Genomic DNA, 16,296 nt, shown 5'->3' on the forward strand with positions numbered 1-16,296 from the left:
GCGGCCCCGCCGTAGCAGGACCGCCCCCGGTGAGCGTGATGCGGGCTCAGCGGCCCTCGACCACCACGGTCTCCTCCTCGATGAGCACGTCATCGGCAAGCTCGTCGTCCAGCTCCTCGTCATCCCCACCGCTGAAGCCGCGGTAGAGCAGTGCCGCCAGCATGGCCCCGACCAGCGGGCCGACCGCGAACACCCAGATCTGGCCCCAGGCCCAGCTCTCGGCGAAGATCGCCGCGGCGACGCTGCGCGCCGGGTTCAGACCCGCGTTGGTGATCGGGGCGGCGATCAGCACCGCCACGGCCAGCGCAGCGCCGTAGCCTGCGGCGGACCGCTGCACGCCCGTGCGGTCGGAGCCGGTGCGGCCGGTGATCGCCAGGAACACGCCGACCAGGATCGCGGAGACCACGACCTCCACCAGCAGGGCGGCGAGCATGCTGAAGCCCTCGGCGCTGCCAGTGGCCACGGCCAGCGGCGAGTGCGCACCGAAGCCGTTGGCGGTGGAACCGAAGAACTGCCGCTCGATGGTCTCCAGGGCCGGGAAGGTCGACACCGGCAGGTAGAGCACCGCGGCGGCCAACGCACCACCGATCAGCTGCGCGACCCAGTAGGGCAGCAGGTGAGCGAAGCGGGTGCGTCCGGCCAGCGCCGACCCCAGCGTGATCGCCGGATTCAGGTGCCCGCCGGACACTCGGGCGATGGCCAGGTGTGTGGCACCAGCGGCCAGACCGAAGGCCAGTGCGACTCCCAGGGTGGCGGCACCGGTGTACTGCGCGTACAGCGCGGTGCCCAGACCGGCGAGCACCAGCACGAACGTGCCGAAGGCCTCGGCACCCAGGCGGGCACCCAGCGAGGCCCCCTCGGAGCGTCGCGTCTGGGCGAGCACCGGGTACGCCGCCAGGTCGGGGCCGCCACTCAGGGCGTAGCTGTCCGTCGCACCGACGCCGGTCGGCATCTCGCCGGACTGGGTCGTTGGAGCGGGGGTCGCCGCCGAGGGAACCTCAGGTGCGACGAGGCCCGGGGCCGGGGACGTCGTGGCGGGAACGTCCGTCACCGTGTCCTGTGCGGCGTCCTCGGTGTCAGCGGTGTCATCCGCGCCGGGCGCGGAGGGGGCGTCGGTCTGCGGGGCACCGGACTCCTCGGGGGCGACCGGGGTGGTGTCCTCCGGCTGCTCCGGCCCGTTCTCCGGCACGTCGGGGGTGCCGGGCTTGTCCTGCGACATGGTGATCCCGTCGTTCGTCAGTCGAGTGAAACAGTGCGGACCGACGACCAGCGTCGATCCGACCCCTCAGCATGCCAGCGTCCCCTGTGCATCGCCTGGTAGCTCGCCGACAGCAGTGTCCGCACTGTCACCGCCCGAAGTATCTCGACGTCAAGTAATCTGGCGCGCATGGCCAAGATCAAGGTGCAGGGACCGGTCGTCGAGCTCGACGGCGACGAGATGACACGGATCATCTGGCAGTTCATCAAGGACCGCCTGATCCACCCGTATCTGGACATCGACCTGCGGTACTACGACCTGTCGATCCAGAACCGCGACGCCACCGACGATCAGGTGACGATCGACGCGGCGCATGCGATCAAGGAGCACGGCGTCGGCGTCAAGTGCGCGACCATCACCCCGGACGAGGCCCGGGTGGAGGAGTTCGGGCTGAAGAAGATGTGGGTCTCCCCGAACGGGACGATCCGCAACATCCTCGGCGGCGTGGTCTTCCGTGAGCCGATCATCATCAGCAACATCCCGCGGCTGGTGCCGGGCTGGAACAAGCCGATCATCATCGGCCGACACGCCCACGGCGACCAGTACAAGGCGACCAACTTCAAGGTGCCCGGTGCCGGCACCCTCACGCTGACCTACACCCCGGCGGACGGCTCCGAGCCGATCCACCAGGAGGTCGTCACCTACCCGGAGGCGGGCGGGGTGGCGATGGGCATGTACAACTTCAACGAGTCGATTCGCGACTTCGCCCGGGCGTCCTTCGCTTACGGTCTGCAGCGCAACTACCCGGTGTACCTGTCCACCAAGAACACGATCCTCAAGGCCTACGACGGCGCGTTCAAGGACATCTTCCAGGAGGTGTTCGACACCGAGTTCGCGGCTGAGTTCGCCGAGAAGGGCCTGACCTACGAGCACCGCCTGATCGATGACATGGTGGCCTCCGCGATGAAGTGGGAGGGCGGCTATGTCTGGGCCTGCAAGAACTACGACGGTGACGTGCAGTCCGACACCGTGGCGCAGGGCTTCGGCTCGCTCGGCCTGATGACGTCGGTGCTGATGACCCCGGACGGCAAGACCGTCGAGGCGGAGGCCGCGCACGGCACCGTGACCCGGCACTACCGCCAGCACCAGCAGGGCAAGCCGACCTCGACCAACCCGATCGCGTCGATCTTCGCCTGGACCGGTGGCCTCAAGCACCGCGGCAAGCTCGACAACACCCCGGAGGTGATCACCTTCGCGGAGACCCTCGAGGACGTGGTGGTCAAGACCGTCGAGTCCGGCAAGATGACCAAGGACCTCGCGCTGCTGGTCGGCCCGGACCAGGCCTGGCTCACCACCGAGGACTTCCTCGCGGCGCTGGACGAGAACCTGGCGGCCCGACTGGGCTGACCACCCGGTCAGTCATGCGCGACGGCCCCGTCCCGGATCACCGGGGCGGGGCCGTTGGCGTCACACTCTGAATCCAACCCTCCCCGGTTCGGAGCCGTGACCTCCCGGCGCTATCCTCCTGGGGTGGGCACTGATCGGGTGACCCCGGGATCGCAGTCTTCGCTCCGTGAAGCCAACCGTGCCCGGATCGTCAGCGCCGTCCAGCAGCGTGGCTCCCTCACGCAGGTCGAGCTGGCCGGTATCACCGGCCTGTCACCGGCCACGGTGTCGAACATCGTCAAGGAGCTCACCACCGCCGGAGTGTTGAACACCTCGTCTAGCATCCGCAGTGGTCGTCGCGCGCAGCAGGTCACCCTGGCGCGCAACCTTGGGCTGGTCGCGGGGGTGCACTTCGGGTCGCGGTCACTGCGGGTGGCCATCGCCGACGCCGGACAGCAGATCCTTGCCGAGCAGCGGATGCCGTTGCCGCCCGAGCATCGCGCGGACGCCGGGCTGGAACGGGCGGCGCTGTTGGTCGCCGAACTGGTCGAATCGTTGGACACCGGGTTGTCCGAGCTGATGGCCATCGGGGTGGGTGTGCCCGCGCCAGTGGACCCGCACACCGGGCGGATCGTCTCCGCCGGGGTGTTGCGTGGTTGGGACGGGGTCTCGGTCACCGAGGTGTTGGAGCGGCGACTCGGTGCACCGGTGCATGTGGACAATGACGCGAACCTGGGCGCGTTGGCCGAACTGCGCCAGGGCGCGGCCACCGGGCGCCGGCATGTGGTTTACCTCAAGGTGTCGCACGGAGTCGGGGCCGGGCTGATCGTCGACGGGCGACTGGTGCACGGTCGAGCGGGGGCGGCCGGGGAGTTCGGCCACATCACGGTGGATGAGAATGGCCCAATCTGCCGCTGCGGGAACCGGGGCTGCCTGGACGCGGTGATCGGTGCGCCCGCCCTGCTGCGGATGTTGGAGGCCAGTCACGGGCACCTGACGCTGCCGGATGTGATCGCGCGGGCGCAGGAGGGTGATCCGGGCTGTCGGCGGGTGATTTCCGACGCGGGCCGACTGCTGGCGGTGGCGGCGGCGGACACCTGCAATCTGTTGGACCCGGAGCTGGTGGTGGTCGGCGGGCGGCTGGCCGAGGCGGGGCCGATTCTGCTGGATACGTTCCGGGCGGTGCTCACTCAGCGCACGCTGCCGAGCACGGTGGGGCCGGTGGAGGTGGTGGCCACCACGCTCGGCACCCAGGCCGAGGTGCGGGGAGCGCTCGCGCTGGCGATGGACCATGCAGGCGTGCCGGGCTCGTTGGTGGTGGCAGGATGACCACCCACGGTGCGGGGTCCACTCAGGGCAGGACGGACTCCCGCGACACGCAGCAAGGACGCAGCGGAGGTGGACAGGTGCCCGCACGGATGAGCACACCGGCCCTGTCGGTGCGTGGGGTGTCCTATCAGTACGGTGCCGTGCGCGCATTGGTCGATGTCGACCTGGACGTCCACCCGCACGAGGTGGTGGCGGTGGTCGGGGACATCGGTGCGGGCAAGTCGACACTCGCCCGGGTGATGTCCGGTGCGCTCACCCCGCACAGCGGATGGATTGAGGTCGCCGGGCAGCGGGTCGCGCTGGCCGACACCCGGCAGGCCCGTGATGTCGGGGTCGCGGCGGTGTTCCAGGACCCGGCGCTGGTCGAGAACCTCGATGTGGTGCAGAACCTGTTTCTCGGGCAGGAGCTGCGCCGGGGCGGGCTGCTGGACGAGCGGCTGATGGAGAAGCGGGCCTGGGAGGCGCTGAACCAGCTCGCCGCGCGGGTGCCGTCGGTGCGGGCACCGTTGAGCTCTCTGTCGGGCGGGCAACGTCAGGCGGTGGCGGTGGCGCGCGCCCTGGTGGGTCAGCCCCGGGTGGTGGTGCTGGACGAGCCGCTGGCGTCGCTCGGCATCTCCCAGACCGCCGAGGTGCTGAACATGGTCGAGCGGCTGCGCGAGTCCGGGCTCGGTGTGGTGATGATCAGCCACTCGATGGTGGATGTGCAGGCGGTGGCGGACCGGATCGTGGTGCTGCGGCTCGGTCGGGTGAACGGCGACTTCGACGCCGAGCACGCCTCTTATGAGGACCTGATCGCGGCGATCACCGGGATCACGCCGGACGGGCGTGCGATCCGGCCCGGGTCGCACATCCTCTGACCGGCTACCGGAAGACGATGGTGCGGTGCCCGTCCAGCAGGACACGGTGCTCGGCGTGCCAGCGGACGGCCCGGGCCAGCGCCCGGCGCTCCACGTCCTGACCGAGCGCCACCAGGTCGTTCACCCCGCGGGAGTGGTCCACCCGCTCGACGTCCTGCTCGATGATCGGCCCCTCGTCCAGGTCGCCGGTCACGTAGTGCGCGGTGGCACCGATCAGCTTCACACCGCGCTCGTGCGCCTGCGCATAGGGCCGGGCACCCTTGAACGACGGCAGGAACGAGTGGTGGATGTTGATCACCCGGCCGGACAGGGTGCGGCACAGGTCGTCGGAGAGGATCTGCATGTACCGGGCCAGCACCACCAGCTCGACATCCAGCTCCTCGACCAGCTCCAGCAGCCGGGCCTCGGCGGCCGGTTTGGTCTCCCGGGTGACCGGCACGTGGTGGAAGTCGATGTCGTAGAACGCCGCGAGATCCGCCAGCGCGGTGTGGTTGGACACCAGTCCGACGATGTTGATCGGCAGTCCCTCGGAGCGCTGCCGGAACGCCAGATCGTTCACGCAGTGTGCGGCGGTGGACCCGAGCAGCAGGGTGCGCATCGGCCGCCCGGCCACATCCAGCGACCAGGTCATGTCGAACCGTCCGGCCAGGGCGGTCAGGCTCGACTCCAGTGCGGCCCGGGACGCATCCGCGGCGACCTCGACCCGCATGAAGAACAGCCCCGACAGCGGGTCGCCGAACTGCTGGGACTCGGTGATGTTCCCGCCGTGCTCGGCCAGCAGACCGGCGACCGCGGCGACGATGCCGGGCTGGTCAGGGCAGGACAGCGAGAGCACCCAGGAGGTGCCGGTGGCGGGAGCGGCAGGGGTCGACACGTCGGTGAGGGTACCCGTGGGCCCACCACCGGGCAGAGGGTTGTCCATCCACAGGACTTCCGGGTGGTCGAGCCGCCGGACGGCCTGCGACGATGGGGGCATGAGCCAGACCGAGGTGACCATCCGGCCCGTCGACGACGCCGAGGCGGGCGAGCTGCTCACGCTGCGCCGGGCCGCGTTCGTCACTGAGGCCCAGCAGTACAACGACCCGAACATCCCGCCGCTGACCCAGACCCTCAGCGAGCTGCGCGCCGACCTGGCCAAGGACGGCGTCGTCACGCTCGCTGCGTGGGCCGGGCACCGGATGGTCGGCTCGATCCGGGTGGTGTTCGAGGGCAAGAAGGCCACCCTCGGCCGGTTCGCCGTCGCACCGGACCAGCAGGGGCACGGCATCGGCACCCAGCTGCTGCTGGCGATCCTGCCGCACATGCCGGCCGATGTGGAGGAGGTCTGGGTGTTCACGGGGCGTGACTCGGTGCAGAACCTCGCGCTGTACGAGAAGCACGGCTACACCCACGAGCACGACCAGACCGTCGGGGACCTGACCTACGCGTACCTGCGGCGGATCATGGGGGATGGCGACGGAGCGGACGAGTCAGCCGCTAGCTGACCACGCTTGCTAGTGTGTGCCGCGTCGCAACTGGCGCACAGGTGGGGCACCACCGGGGAGCGACACAGCAGGAGACTTCGGGTCGGACGCCTGGGCCCGTCGGTCGGACCCAAGCCGCCGTGGTGCGGTCATCACGACCGCGCCCGCTGACTGCCGAGGAGAGGCATGAGCGCCGAGAACACCCGCCTGCTGGATCAAGGCCTGGAGCAGGTCGACCCCGAGATCGCCGCCGTCCTGGACGGTGAGCTGGACCGTCAGCAGTCCACGCTGGAGATGATCGCCAGCGAGAACTTCGTCCCGCGCGCGGTGTTGCAGGCGCAGGGGTCGGTGCTGACCAACAAGTACGCCGAGGGCTACCCGGGCCGCCGCTACTACGGTGGCTGCGAGCAGGTCGACATCGCCGAGAACCTGGCCATCGCCCGCGCGAAGGCGCTCTTCGGTGCCGAGCACGCCAACGTCCAGCCGCACTCCGGGGCCACCGCGAACGCCGCCGTGCTGCACGCGCTGGCCAATGCCGGTGACCGGATCCTCGGCCTGGAGCTGTCCCACGGTGGTCACCTGACCCACGGGATGAAGATCAACTTCTCCGGCAAGCTCTACGACGTCGCCGCCTACGGCGTGAACCCGGACACCCACCTGATCGAGCCCGAGGCGATCCGCGAGGCCGCCCTGGCGCACCGTCCCGCGGTGATCATCGGTGGCTGGTCGGCGTACCCGAGGCACCTCGACTTCGCGGCGATGCGGGAGATCGCGGACGAGGTCGGTGCCAAGCTCTGGGTGGACATGGCGCACTTCGCCGGGTTGGTCGCTGCCGGGCTGCACCCGTCGCCGGTGCCCTACGCCGATGTGGTGTCCTCCACCGTGCACAAGACCATCGGCGGTCCGCGCTCGGGCTTCATCCTGAGCAAGGAGGAGTACGCCAAGAAGATCGACTCCGCGGTGTTCCCGGGCCAGCAGGGCGGTCCGCTGATGCACGTGGTCGCGGCCAAGGCGGTGTCCTTCAAGATCGCCGGGTCCGACGACTTCAAGGACCGTCAGCAGCGGACCCTGGACGGCGCGCGGATCATCGCTGAGCGTCTGACCGCCCCGGCGGTGCGCGAGGCGGGCGTCTCTGTGCTGACCGGCGGCACCGATGTGCACCTGGTGCTGGTCGACCTGCGGCACTCGGACCTGGACGGGCAGCAGGCCGAGGACCTGCTGCACGCGGTCGGGATCACCGTGAACCGGAACGCGGTGCCCTTCGATCCGCGTCCGCCGCGCGTCACCTCCGGTCTGCGGATCGGCACCCCGGCGCTGGCCACCCGTGGCTTCGGCGACGCCCAGTTCACCGAGGTCGCGGACATCATCGCCACCGCGCTGACCGCCGGTCAGTCCGCGGATGTCGAGGCGCTGCGGGCCCGGGTGACGAAGCTCGCGGATGCCTTCCCCCTGTACCCCGGTCTGAAGCAGTACTGAGATGACCGCGCAGATCCTGGACGGCAAGGCCACCGCCGCCGCTATCAAATCCGAACTGGCCGAGCGGGTGACCGTCCTGGCCGCCCGCGGTATCCGGCCCGGACTGGGCACCCTGCTAGTGGGGGAGGACCCGGGGTCGGTGTCCTACGTTGCCGGTAAGCACCGCGACTGCGCCGAGGTGGGGATCGCGTCGATCCGGGAGGACCTGCCCGCCGACGCCACCCAGGAGCAGATCGAGGCCGCGGTGCAGCGGTTGAACGAGGACCCGGCCTGCACCGGGTTCATCGTGCAGCTGCCGTTGCCCCGCGGTATCGACACCAACCGGGTGCTGGAGCTGATCGACCCGGACAAGGACGCCGACGGCCTGCACCCGACCAACCTGGGCCGCCTGGTGCTCCGGGTCAACGAGGAGATCGACTCCCCGCTGCCCTGCACTCCGCGCGGGATCATCGAGCTGCTCACCCGGCACGGGATCGAGTTGGCCGGGGCGGATGTGGTGGTGATCGGCCGTGGCACCACCGTCGGGCGCTCCATCGGTCTGCTGCTCACCCGGCGCGCGGTGAACGCCACCGTCACGCTGACGCATACCGGCACCGCCGACCTGGCCGAGCACACCCGGAACGCCGATGTGATCGTCGCCGCGGCCGGGGTGCCCGGCATCCTCACCGCGGATCTGGTCAAGCCCGGTGCGGTGGTGATCGACGTGGGCGTGTCCCGGGTGACCGACCCGGAGACCGGCACGAGCCGGATCGCCGGGGATGTGGCCCCCGAGGTCGCGGAGATCGCGTCCTGGCGCTCGCCGAACCCGGGCGGGGTCGGGCCGATGACCCGCGCGATGCTGCTGGCCAACGTGGTGGAGTCCGCCGAGCGCTCCGCCTGATTCGACCAACGGCGCCCGACCCTCGTATGGGTCGGGCGCCGTCGTCGTGTCCGAGATCGGGTGGCCGAGCGGGCCGGGCCTCCGTCGAGTTCGGCGCTCCCGCGCCCAGTTCGGTGCTTGCGCCCACGACCTCGACGCCTCAGCACCGAACTCGCCGTGGCTCCGGCCGGGTGGGTGGTGGTCGGGTTCAGTTCAGTGCGCCGGCGATCCGGTCGATGATCTCCCGCAGCACGGGGCGCGGGGTCGCCAGGGTGATCCGGGCGAAGCCGGCCCCGGCCGCGCCGCAGGCGGCCCCGTCGGTGACGGCGACCCCGGCGAGCTCGGCCAGCTGCTGTCCGGGGTGGTCGCCGAGTGCGGTGTCCCGCAGGTCCAGCCAGCCCAGGTAGGTGCCCTCCGGCGGGGTGAATCGCACACCGGGCAGCCGCTCGGCGGTCAGCTCTGCGACCAGTCGCCGGTTGCCGTCCAGGTAGTGCACCGCCTCGCGGAGCCAGTCCCGGCCGTCGGTGTAGGCCGCCGCGGTGCCGAGGAGCCCGAGCGTGGAGGTGCCTTTCTCGTACTCCTCGCCGACCGACTCCCAGCAGGAGGCATCGGCATCGTTGCTGAGGATCAGCTGCGACGCCTTGAGACCCGGGATGTTCCACGCCTTGCTCGCGGAGGTGGCCGTGAGCGTGTGCCCGGCGGTCGTGGGGTTCAGCGCGGCGTAGGGCAGGTGCGCGCGGTCCGGGTAGACCAGGGGCGCGTGGATCTCATCGGCGAACACCCGCCCACCGTGCGCCTCGACCACCACGGCGAGGTCGGACAGCTCGGCAGCGTCGAACACCCGGCCGGTCGGATTGTGCGGGTTGCACAGCAGCAGGAGCTCCGCGCCCTCAGCGAACGCCCGCCCGATCCCGTCCAGGTCGTGGGTCATCCGGCCGTCCACCTCGACCAGCGGCACCTCGACGGTGCGGCGGCCCAACGACGTCGGCAGGGTGAGGAACGGCATGTACGCCGGGGTCGGCAGGATCACGGCGGCACCGGGTGAGGTGAACTGCTCGATCGCGGCCCGGAACGCGGTGAACACATCGGGCAGCGGCCGCACGCGCTCCACCGGCAGCGTCCACCCGTGGTGCGCCTCGGCGAAGTCGACGAATGCTGAGCTCGCGCCGCGGATGTCGGCCGGTGCCGGGTAGCCGAGTCGTCCGGACTCGACCGCGGCATGCAGGGCGGCGGTCACGGCGGGTGCGGTGCCGAAGTCCGCCTCGGCCACCCAGGCACCGATCCGGTCCGGGAAGGCGGTCCACTTCAGGCTGCCGGCGGTGCGCAGCTGGTCGGTGGTCAGGGCGTCGGCGTCGGAGGCGAAGGTCACGCTGCCATCCCATCACCGCACCGCCACGTCACGCCAGGGTGTGGGTGGCATGCGGTTGGATGGTCGACGTGTTGGTAGCGACTGCGAATGTGAACGGGATCCGGGCCGCGTACAAGCGGGGGATGGGCGACTGGCTGGCTGCGCGCCGCCCCGATGTGCTGCTGTTGCAGGAGGTCCGCGCTCCGGATGAGATCCTCAGCGACTTCCTGTCCACCGCGGACTGGGACCTGGCGCATGAGGCCTGCGAGATCAAGGGCCGTGCCGGGGTGGCGATTGCTTCCCGGCTGCCGATGAGCGCGATCCGGATCGGGTTGGGCACCGGGGTGCCGGTGGACACCGGGCGCTGGGTGGAGGCCGACCTGGAGCTCCCCGACGGTGGTGCGGTCACGGTGGTCTCCGCGTACATCCACTCCGGCCAGGCCGGCACCCCCAAGATGGACGAGAAGTTCGCGTTCCTCGATGTGGTGACCAAGCGTCTGGCGGAGCTGATCGGCTCGGGACAGGACGTGGTGGTCGCCGGGGACCTCAACATCGCGCACCGCGAGGTCGACCTGAAGAACTGGCGGACCAACCGCAAGAACGCGGGCTTCCTCCCGGAGGAGCGGGCGTACCTGGACCGCTGGTTCGACGAGTTGGGCTGGCGCGACCTGGGCCGTGAGCACGGGGGCGAAGGGCCCGGTCCGTACACCTGGTGGACCTGGCGCGGTCAGGCCTTCGACAATGACGCGGGATGGCGGATCGACTACCAGCTGGCCACCCCAGGGCTGGCGGAGAAGGTCGCCACGGTGGAGATCGACAAGGCGCCCACCTACGACGAGCGGTGGAGCGACCACGCGCCGATCCTGGTGGACTACCGGGTCTGAGCTCAGTGCGAGGCGTCCCACTCGGCGGCTGGTGAGCCCGGCGCGCCGTCCCACATCGTCACGACCTGCCCGTTCTGGTCGGCGATCACGGTGCCCGTGTAATAGGCGCTGGACGCGATGATCTGGAACTGCACCGTGGTGGTCACCTCCTCGACGGTGGGTCGGCTGATATAGACCGTCGCGTCTGGGTCGTTGATCCCGGTGAGTTCCGGCACCTGCTCCATCAGCGCCCCGACCAGGGACCAGTCGATGGTGGTCAGGTCGAAGAGCTCGTCGGGCAACTCGTCCGGGTCCGACTGGAGCGACTCCGGTCCCACCCGAGTGGGTGACTGCCCCTGCCACTGCCAGGTGTCGGTGGTCTGCGCGCCAGGGCCGGTCAGTAGGTCGAACCGGGCGGTGTAGCGCTGCACCTCGACCCAGGTCGACTCGGTGACACCCGAGGCCTCGATCAGCTCGTCCACCGCCCGCTGGGTGTTCTCCGGGTCGAAGAGGTCGAGCTTCGGGGTGGCCGAGGGCCAGGGATTTCTCTGCCCGAAGAACGATCCCGAGGTGTCCAGCTCCTGGACGGCCACCCAGCCGCGGCCGCCGACTGCCAGCAGGACTGAGAGCACCACCACCGCGATGGGCGCGCTGCGCAACCAGCGGGGAATCCCTCGGTCGTCCTCCCACTGTGGTGCGGTCCAGATCGGCGTGAGTCGGTACTCCTGCTGCGCCACCTGCGCCCAGTGCGATGGCGGTGGGTCCAGCAGGGTCAGACCAGGCTTGTCGGGATCGGCCTGCGCGACCACCACGATCATCCCCAGGGTCAGCACCGAGCGGAGTTCGACCCCGATGGTGGTCTGGTAGATCGGACGGTTCCGGGGCTGCGCGATCAGTCGCACGGCCGTCAGCGCGCGGCCATCAGTGTGCTGAACGGTGTGGACATCCAGCACCTTCGCCAGGAACACCCGCCCCTCGCGGTCGGCCGTGGCGACATCGATCGGCTCGGCCGGCGGCACCACACGTTGCCGCCGGGTGAGGAGGATCAGCGCGACCACACAGGCCACCATCACGCCGCCGCTGACCGCGACCCACACCCACCGGTGCTCAGAGTCACTGAGGGGCACAGCGAACAGCGAGACGATGAAGACGCTGGTGGAGGCGGCGAGCAGGACTGGGACCATGTGCCCATCGTCGCGGAGCCACCGACGCGTGAATCCCCGAAAACCGCCGGGTCGCCTGTGGGAAATCCCTCGGCTGAACAGGGCGAATATGCTCTGACCAGGCCGAAGGTGTCAGCTCACCAGACTCGGGTGACCTGACCGGCGAGGTCGAGTTCGATCCGGGCGTCGCTGCCATCGGCGAGGTCCAGCCATGCCTCCATGCGCACGACACCGTCGAAGTTCCGGGCGACTGTGATCCGAGTGCCGGTGACCGGTCCACCGGCCAGCTCTTCGGCCCGGGCGCGGACGCTCTCCACCACGGACCAGTCGACCTCGCTCACGTCGAAGCTCTCGGCAGCGACATCGGTGGGGGGAATCGAGGTGGGGCCGTCGTCATCCAGTGAGCCGGCCCGGACAGTGATGTCATGCACCTGGCCGGAGTCGGGCATGACGACCTCGGTGAAGGTGATGTCGTCACGCTGGTCATACCGGGTCAGTCGGGTGCTTCCGGTGCTCGCGGTGATCGCCTGGATGAGGCCGGGCGCGGTGGTGTCGGTGACCGTACCGGAAAGGGGACCGCCAGCGCCGGTGGTGCCGTCAGTGCCGTCAGTACCGTCAGCGCCGCCGCTCGGTGGCGCGTCCGGCACCCACACCTGCGCGGTCGCGGTCGGCGTGGCCCACGACCCAGCGGCGGATGCGCCGGAGCCCTGCGCACCGGACGCGCCCGCTGATGTCGTGATGCCCGCGACCTCGATCCCGAGTGCGTCCCGGGCCAGCCAGACCTGCGCACCACCACCGAGCAGCACGCCGACCAGAGTGAGCACGAGGGTGGTGCGTGCCGAGGAAGCGCCGGGAACGCTCGGGTCCGATCCGGCGGGCTGGACGGTGATCGCGGCGGTGGTGGACACCGAGGTCGACACCGGGTTGAGCACCGCGCCGGTCGCGGTGCTGCTGGCGGTTCGGGACTGGTCCCGCCGGTGCAGCGCCACGATGATCGCCTGGGCGACGACGATCAGCGCGGCCCACAGCACCCACCAGGACCATGGCGCGTCCTCGCGGAGCACGAACACCAGGACGATCGAGACGAGCAGCCCACCCAGGCCCATGCCCCGCAGCAGGCGTAGCACGGCCCTCACTGCTCCGCCCCCGACCACTGCGCTGCGGGCGATCCAGGCGCGCCGCCGGTCATCGCCAACACCAGGCCGGTGCCGTCAGTGACGACCGTCGCGTCGATGCTTTCCGCCGAGACGTACATCGTGACCTCCACGCCGGTGGAGTTCATCGCCGGGGTGAGGATGAAATAGGGGTCGGGCTGCGTCACCCCGGTGAGCTCCGGTACCTGGTCGACGAGCTGCTGGATCAGCGACCAGTCGAGGGTGGTCACGTCAAAGGTGGAGACGTCCTCGTCCGTGTGCATCGCTGGCATGTCTATCTCGTTCGCGATCTCACCGTTCGCCCAGGTGTAGGAGGTCACCCGGTCGGCTCCCGGCTGGGCGACGGCGTTCGCGGAGACCGAGGTCTGATGGACCGTGACGTCGGAGAAATGCGTGGTGCCCGCCTGCGCGGAAATCCCCTGGAGCGCGGCCTCCAGATCGGCGGGGGCGAACACCGACCGCCGCGCATTCCATGAGTTGGTCATCTCGTCCCGGATCTCCTCGGTGGAGTTCCCCTGGACGAGCAGGCTCAACGGCTGCCAGTCGTACCAGACCAGGGCGCCGACGGCGAGCGCGATACCGACAGCCTTCGCGACCTGAGCAGAGGGGTTCTTCGCGGGCGGTTCGACGGTCCAGGGTGTGGCGTCATGGACGGCCCGCAGGCGGGTGTCCTGATCGATGCGTTGCTGCCAGTCGACCGGGGCCGGGTCGACGACGGTCACGACGGGCCGGGTCGGATCCGGCTGGGACACGACGACGATGGCACCCGGTTGTAGTCCGGGAAGTCGGGCCAGGTTGATCTGCTCGCGTACCTGCGTCCGGTATAGCCCACGGTCCGGGGCGTCCACGATCAGGTCCAGCTCGCAGAACGGGTTCGCCGAGCTACTGGTGACGCGGGCGTTCAGCACTTTCGCCAGCATCAGGCGTGCGGGTCCGCTCGATGCGCGCTCGCGTCGCTCGGCGCGATTGTCGAGCACGGTCCGCATGATGACGCCCGCGAACACGATCACAAAGCCGACCGCCATCACGCCGCTGGGGATGCCGTCGCTCACCCGCAGAGCGCCGAACAGCAGGGTCAGCGCGATGCCACCGATGGTCAACGAGGCACCGAAGGCGATGAGTGCGGTGAACAGGTGTCGCACGGACGGGTCTCCTGGCAGGCGGTCTGGCTGCGCGCACGACGAGGCTGCGCGGCAGGGTGCGGCCGCCGTTGGCGACCGGTGGATCGGGTGCGGGGCAGGCCCGATCCTTCCGACGATCACGCGCAGTACACGCGCCACCGCAGCCATCCTCGCAAGCGAAATCGCCTGCACCCAGCTATGGGCGAGTCCCGGCAAGCCGCCCGGATCGCCCTCAGTTCTGGTCGAGGACCGGTGCCGGTCCCGGCAGCTCCCGCATACCGACCAGCGGCGAGAGCAGCACCGGCAGAACGGACACGGCTGTTCCTGCCGCGGCGACCCACAGTGCCGGCACCACGCCGAATGCGTGACCCAGCCAGCCACCGAGCAGGCCACCCAGCGGCATCGCGCCCCAGACGAGGAATCGCACCGAGGCGTTCATCCGACCGAGCAGCTCCGGCGGGCACAGTCGCTGCCGGAAGCTCACCTGCGCCACGTTGTAGACCACGACGGAGAAGGAGAACAGCACACCACCGACGATCAGCGTGACCTGCGGCGGCACCGGTAGCGCGATGGCCAGCGGGGTCAGTGCCATCCCGGGCACGAAGGCCAGGGCAGACAGCGGGATGATCCGCCCCTCGCCGATCCAACGCGCCAGCCGGTCGGAGAGGGCTGCGCCCAGCAGACCCCCGACCGCCCCGGCGGAGAGCACCGTGCCGTAAGCCGCCTCGTCCAGACCCAGCTCGCGCAGGGCGTAGATCACGACCAGCGCGTTCGACACTGCGGAGAACAGGTTGGCGATCCCGGTGCAGGCGACGATCCGGCGTAGCAGCGGCTGCGTGAGCACGAAGGACAGCCCCTCAGCGATCTCCACCCGGAGCGGGCGGCGGGTGTGCTCCGGGGGTAGTTGCTCGTTGGCCCGGATCCTGCCGACCGCGGCGGCGGACAGGACATAGGTCACCGCGTTCACCGCGATCACCACTGGGGCGCTGATCACCCGTAGGAGTGCGCCACCGAGTGCGGGTCCGACCACCATCGCCACGGATTGGGTGGCCTGGAGTTTGGCGTTGCCCTCGCCGATGTGGTCTATGCCGACCAAGCCCGGTACGTAGGACTGGTGGGAGACGTCGAAGAACACCGACGCCGCGCTGATCAGCAGCGCTCCGATGTAGAGCGCTGGCATCGACGCGTGCCCGGTCACCGCGAGCGTGACCACCGCGGCCAGGGTCAGGGCACGCACCAGATCGGCCAGGATCAGCACCCGACGCTTGCGCATCCGGTCTACCCATGCGCCCACCGGCAAGCCGATCACCAGGAACGCGGCGGTCTCGGCGGCGGTGAGCAGACCCATCTGCCCCTCGGTGGCATTCAGGTGTCGGACGGCGAGGATCGGGAGCGCCAGACCGGTCAACTGCGCGCCGAGCTGTCCCAGTCCGTCACCGAGCCACAGTCGACGGAAGTCGGCGTGGTGGATCAGCGACCGGCGCGGGGGTGTCGTCTGCGGGGGCTCGCTCATGGTCACAGCCTGGGCCCACTGATTGGGAAAAGTCAATCAGTAGGATGGGCGGCATGACCGAGCCTGATCCGGACGCCGATGCCCGCGCGTTGGCCTCGACCCTGCGACTGCGCGTGCTGCGGCTCTGCCTAGACCAGGCGCTGACCAACCGCGAGATCGCCGAGCGCCTGGGCAAGAACCCCGCGACGATACTCCACCACGTACGCACCCTGGTGGACCGGGGTTTCCTGGTCGCCGAGCCGGTGCGCCGTGGGGCGCGGGGTTCGCGTGAAGTGCCCTACCGCGCGACCGGGAAGTCCTGGCGAATGCCACCGTTCCCGGGCAAGCAGCAAGTGATGGTCAACGCGTTCCTCGAGGAGCTCGCCGAGGCACCCGATGAGCAGGTGGAGATGGTGCGGCTCGGGGTGCGACTGTCCCCGGCCGAACACCAGGAACTCGTGCAGCGCATCGCTGACTTCTTCTCCGAGCTGGCCGATCGGGAGCCCACCCCGGACGGGGACCCGTACTCGATCCTGTTCGCCATGCACCTGGATGCTGGTCGGATGGAACGTATAGCGGGGGAGTGA

Annotated in this window: 15 protein-coding genes and 1 riboswitch; of the genes, 8 read left to right on the top strand and 7 right to left on the bottom strand. The window is 69.9% G+C overall.

Annotation, left to right across the window (positions count from 1 at the left end; all coding sequences use genetic code 11):
* Positions 1-46 precede the first annotated feature (46 nt).
* Positions 47-1,219, bottom strand: coding sequence for an aquaporin (locus AB0N78_RS05110; RefSeq protein WP_363386571.1), 1,173 nt, complete (start codon positions 1,217-1,219; stop codon positions 47-49).
* 168 nt (positions 1,220-1,387) lie between these two features.
* Between AB0N78_RS05110 and AB0N78_RS05115 the strand changes: the two genes are divergently transcribed.
* The 3 genes from AB0N78_RS05115 to AB0N78_RS05125 all read left to right on the top strand — a co-directional run bounded on the left by AB0N78_RS05115 (position 1,388) and on the right by AB0N78_RS05125 (position 4,770).
* Positions 1,388-2,605 (top strand): NADP-dependent isocitrate dehydrogenase, encoded by a 1,218-nt coding sequence (locus AB0N78_RS05115; protein ID WP_363386573.1) that lies wholly within the window; start codon positions 1,388-1,390, stop codon positions 2,603-2,605.
* A gap of 123 nt (positions 2,606-2,728) precedes the next feature.
* On the top strand, positions 2,729-3,913 hold the full coding sequence (locus tag AB0N78_RS05120; RefSeq protein ID WP_363386575.1) for an ROK family transcriptional regulator: 1,185 nt from the start codon (positions 2,729-2,731) through the stop codon (positions 3,911-3,913).
* 89 nt (positions 3,914-4,002) lie between these two features.
* Complete coding sequence (locus AB0N78_RS05125; protein WP_363386577.1) at positions 4,003-4,770, top strand: ATP-binding cassette domain-containing protein; 768 nt, start codon at positions 4,003-4,005, stop codon at positions 4,768-4,770.
* Between the two features lie 4 nt (positions 4,771-4,774).
* On the opposite strand, the gene purU is transcribed toward AB0N78_RS05125, so the two are convergent.
* Complete coding sequence (gene purU / locus AB0N78_RS05130) at positions 4,775-5,692, bottom strand: formyltetrahydrofolate deformylase (RefSeq protein ID WP_363386579.1); 918 nt, start codon at positions 5,690-5,692, stop codon at positions 4,775-4,777.
* A gap of 52 nt (positions 5,693-5,744) precedes the next feature.
* Between purU and AB0N78_RS05135 the strand changes: the two genes are divergently transcribed.
* The 3 genes from AB0N78_RS05135 to AB0N78_RS05145 all read left to right on the top strand — a co-directional run bounded on the left by AB0N78_RS05135 (position 5,745) and on the right by AB0N78_RS05145 (position 8,589).
* Positions 5,745-6,254, top strand: a complete 510-nt coding sequence (locus tag AB0N78_RS05135) for a GNAT family N-acetyltransferase (protein ID WP_363386581.1) — start codon at positions 5,745-5,747, stop codon at positions 6,252-6,254.
* Positions 6,255-6,270: 16 nt separating this feature from the next.
* Positions 6,271-6,357, top strand: a riboswitch (ZMP/ZTP riboswitch).
* Between the two features lie 62 nt (positions 6,358-6,419).
* Positions 6,420-7,709: a serine hydroxymethyltransferase gene (gene glyA / locus AB0N78_RS05140; protein WP_363386583.1), complete on the top strand. Its 1,290-nt coding sequence runs from the start codon at positions 6,420-6,422 to the stop codon at positions 7,707-7,709.
* Between the two features lies 1 nt (position 7,710).
* Positions 7,711-8,589 carry a bifunctional methylenetetrahydrofolate dehydrogenase/methenyltetrahydrofolate cyclohydrolase gene (locus tag AB0N78_RS05145; RefSeq protein ID WP_363386585.1) on the top strand — a complete coding sequence of 293 codons (879 nt, stop codon included), beginning with the start codon at positions 7,711-7,713 and terminating at the stop codon, positions 8,587-8,589.
* Between the two features lie 187 nt (positions 8,590-8,776).
* On the opposite strand, the gene AB0N78_RS05150 is transcribed toward AB0N78_RS05145, so the two are convergent.
* A complete protein-coding gene (locus AB0N78_RS05150) occupies positions 8,777-9,937 on the bottom strand; it encodes an aminotransferase class I/II-fold pyridoxal phosphate-dependent enzyme (protein ID WP_363386587.1) in 1,161 nt (386 codons plus the stop codon).
* 59 nt (positions 9,938-9,996) lie between these two features.
* Here AB0N78_RS05150 and AB0N78_RS05155 point away from each other — a divergent pair, with 59 nt between their 5' ends.
* A complete protein-coding gene (locus AB0N78_RS05155; protein WP_363386589.1) occupies positions 9,997-10,800 on the top strand; it encodes an exodeoxyribonuclease III in 804 nt (267 codons plus the stop codon).
* Positions 10,801-10,802: 2 nt separating this feature from the next.
* On the opposite strand, the gene AB0N78_RS05160 is transcribed toward AB0N78_RS05155, so the two are convergent.
* From AB0N78_RS05160 to AB0N78_RS05175, 4 genes are all read right to left on the bottom strand, one after another.
* Positions 10,803-11,963, bottom strand: coding sequence for a hypothetical protein (locus tag AB0N78_RS05160; protein ID WP_363386591.1), 1,161 nt, complete (start codon positions 11,961-11,963; stop codon positions 10,803-10,805).
* A gap of 116 nt (positions 11,964-12,079) precedes the next feature.
* Complete coding sequence (locus AB0N78_RS05165) at positions 12,080-13,069, bottom strand: hypothetical protein (protein WP_363386593.1); 990 nt, start codon at positions 13,067-13,069, stop codon at positions 12,080-12,082.
* 5 nt (positions 13,070-13,074) lie between these two features.
* The gene (locus tag AB0N78_RS05170) at positions 13,075-14,238 is read right to left on the bottom strand and encodes a hypothetical protein (RefSeq protein ID WP_363386595.1); all 1,164 of its coding nucleotides are present in this window, start codon (positions 14,236-14,238) and stop codon (positions 13,075-13,077) included.
* Positions 14,239-14,449: 211 nt separating this feature from the next.
* Positions 14,450-15,730 (bottom strand): MFS transporter, encoded by a 1,281-nt coding sequence (locus tag AB0N78_RS05175; RefSeq protein WP_363386597.1) that lies wholly within the window; start codon positions 15,728-15,730, stop codon positions 14,450-14,452.
* A gap of 53 nt (positions 15,731-15,783) precedes the next feature.
* Here AB0N78_RS05175 and AB0N78_RS05180 point away from each other — a divergent pair, with 53 nt between their 5' ends.
* On the top strand, positions 15,784-16,296 hold the full coding sequence (locus AB0N78_RS05180) for a winged helix-turn-helix domain-containing protein (protein WP_363386599.1): 513 nt from the start codon (positions 15,784-15,786) through the stop codon (positions 16,294-16,296).

The sequence above is a fragment of the Cellulomonas sp. NPDC089187 genome, assembly GCF_040685135.1.
In the GTDB taxonomy this organism is placed as follows: domain Bacteria; phylum Actinomycetota; class Actinomycetes; order Actinomycetales; family Cellulomonadaceae; genus Cellulomonas.

Excerpts from the sequence above, each read along its gene's own strand:
- AB0N78_RS05160 (WP_363386591.1), bottom strand. The coding sequence starts at position 11,963 with ATGGTCCCAGTCCTGCTCGCCGCCTCCACCAGCGTCTTCATCGTCTCG.
- AB0N78_RS05125 (WP_363386577.1), top strand. The coding sequence starts at position 4,003 with ATGAGCACACCGGCCCTGTCGGTGCGTGGGGTGTCCTATCAGTACGGT.
- AB0N78_RS05110 (WP_363386571.1), bottom strand. The coding sequence starts at position 1,219 with ATGTCGCAGGACAAGCCCGGCACCCCCGACGTGCCGGAGAACGGGCCG.
- AB0N78_RS05180 (WP_363386599.1), top strand. The coding sequence starts at position 15,784 with ATGACCGAGCCTGATCCGGACGCCGATGCCCGCGCGTTGGCCTCGACC.
- AB0N78_RS05115 (WP_363386573.1), top strand. The coding sequence starts at position 1,388 with ATGGCCAAGATCAAGGTGCAGGGACCGGTCGTCGAGCTCGACGGCGAC.
- glyA (WP_363386583.1), top strand. The coding sequence starts at position 6,420 with ATGAGCGCCGAGAACACCCGCCTGCTGGATCAAGGCCTGGAGCAGGTC.
- purU (WP_363386579.1), bottom strand. The coding sequence starts at position 5,692 with ATGGACAACCCTCTGCCCGGTGGTGGGCCCACGGGTACCCTCACCGAC.
- AB0N78_RS05145 (WP_363386585.1), top strand. The coding sequence starts at position 7,711 with ATGACCGCGCAGATCCTGGACGGCAAGGCCACCGCCGCCGCTATCAAA.
- AB0N78_RS05175 (WP_363386597.1), bottom strand. The coding sequence starts at position 15,730 with ATGAGCGAGCCCCCGCAGACGACACCCCCGCGCCGGTCGCTGATCCAC.
- AB0N78_RS05155 (WP_363386589.1), top strand. The coding sequence starts at position 9,997 with ATGGTCGACGTGTTGGTAGCGACTGCGAATGTGAACGGGATCCGGGCC.
- AB0N78_RS05135 (WP_363386581.1), top strand. The coding sequence starts at position 5,745 with ATGAGCCAGACCGAGGTGACCATCCGGCCCGTCGACGACGCCGAGGCG.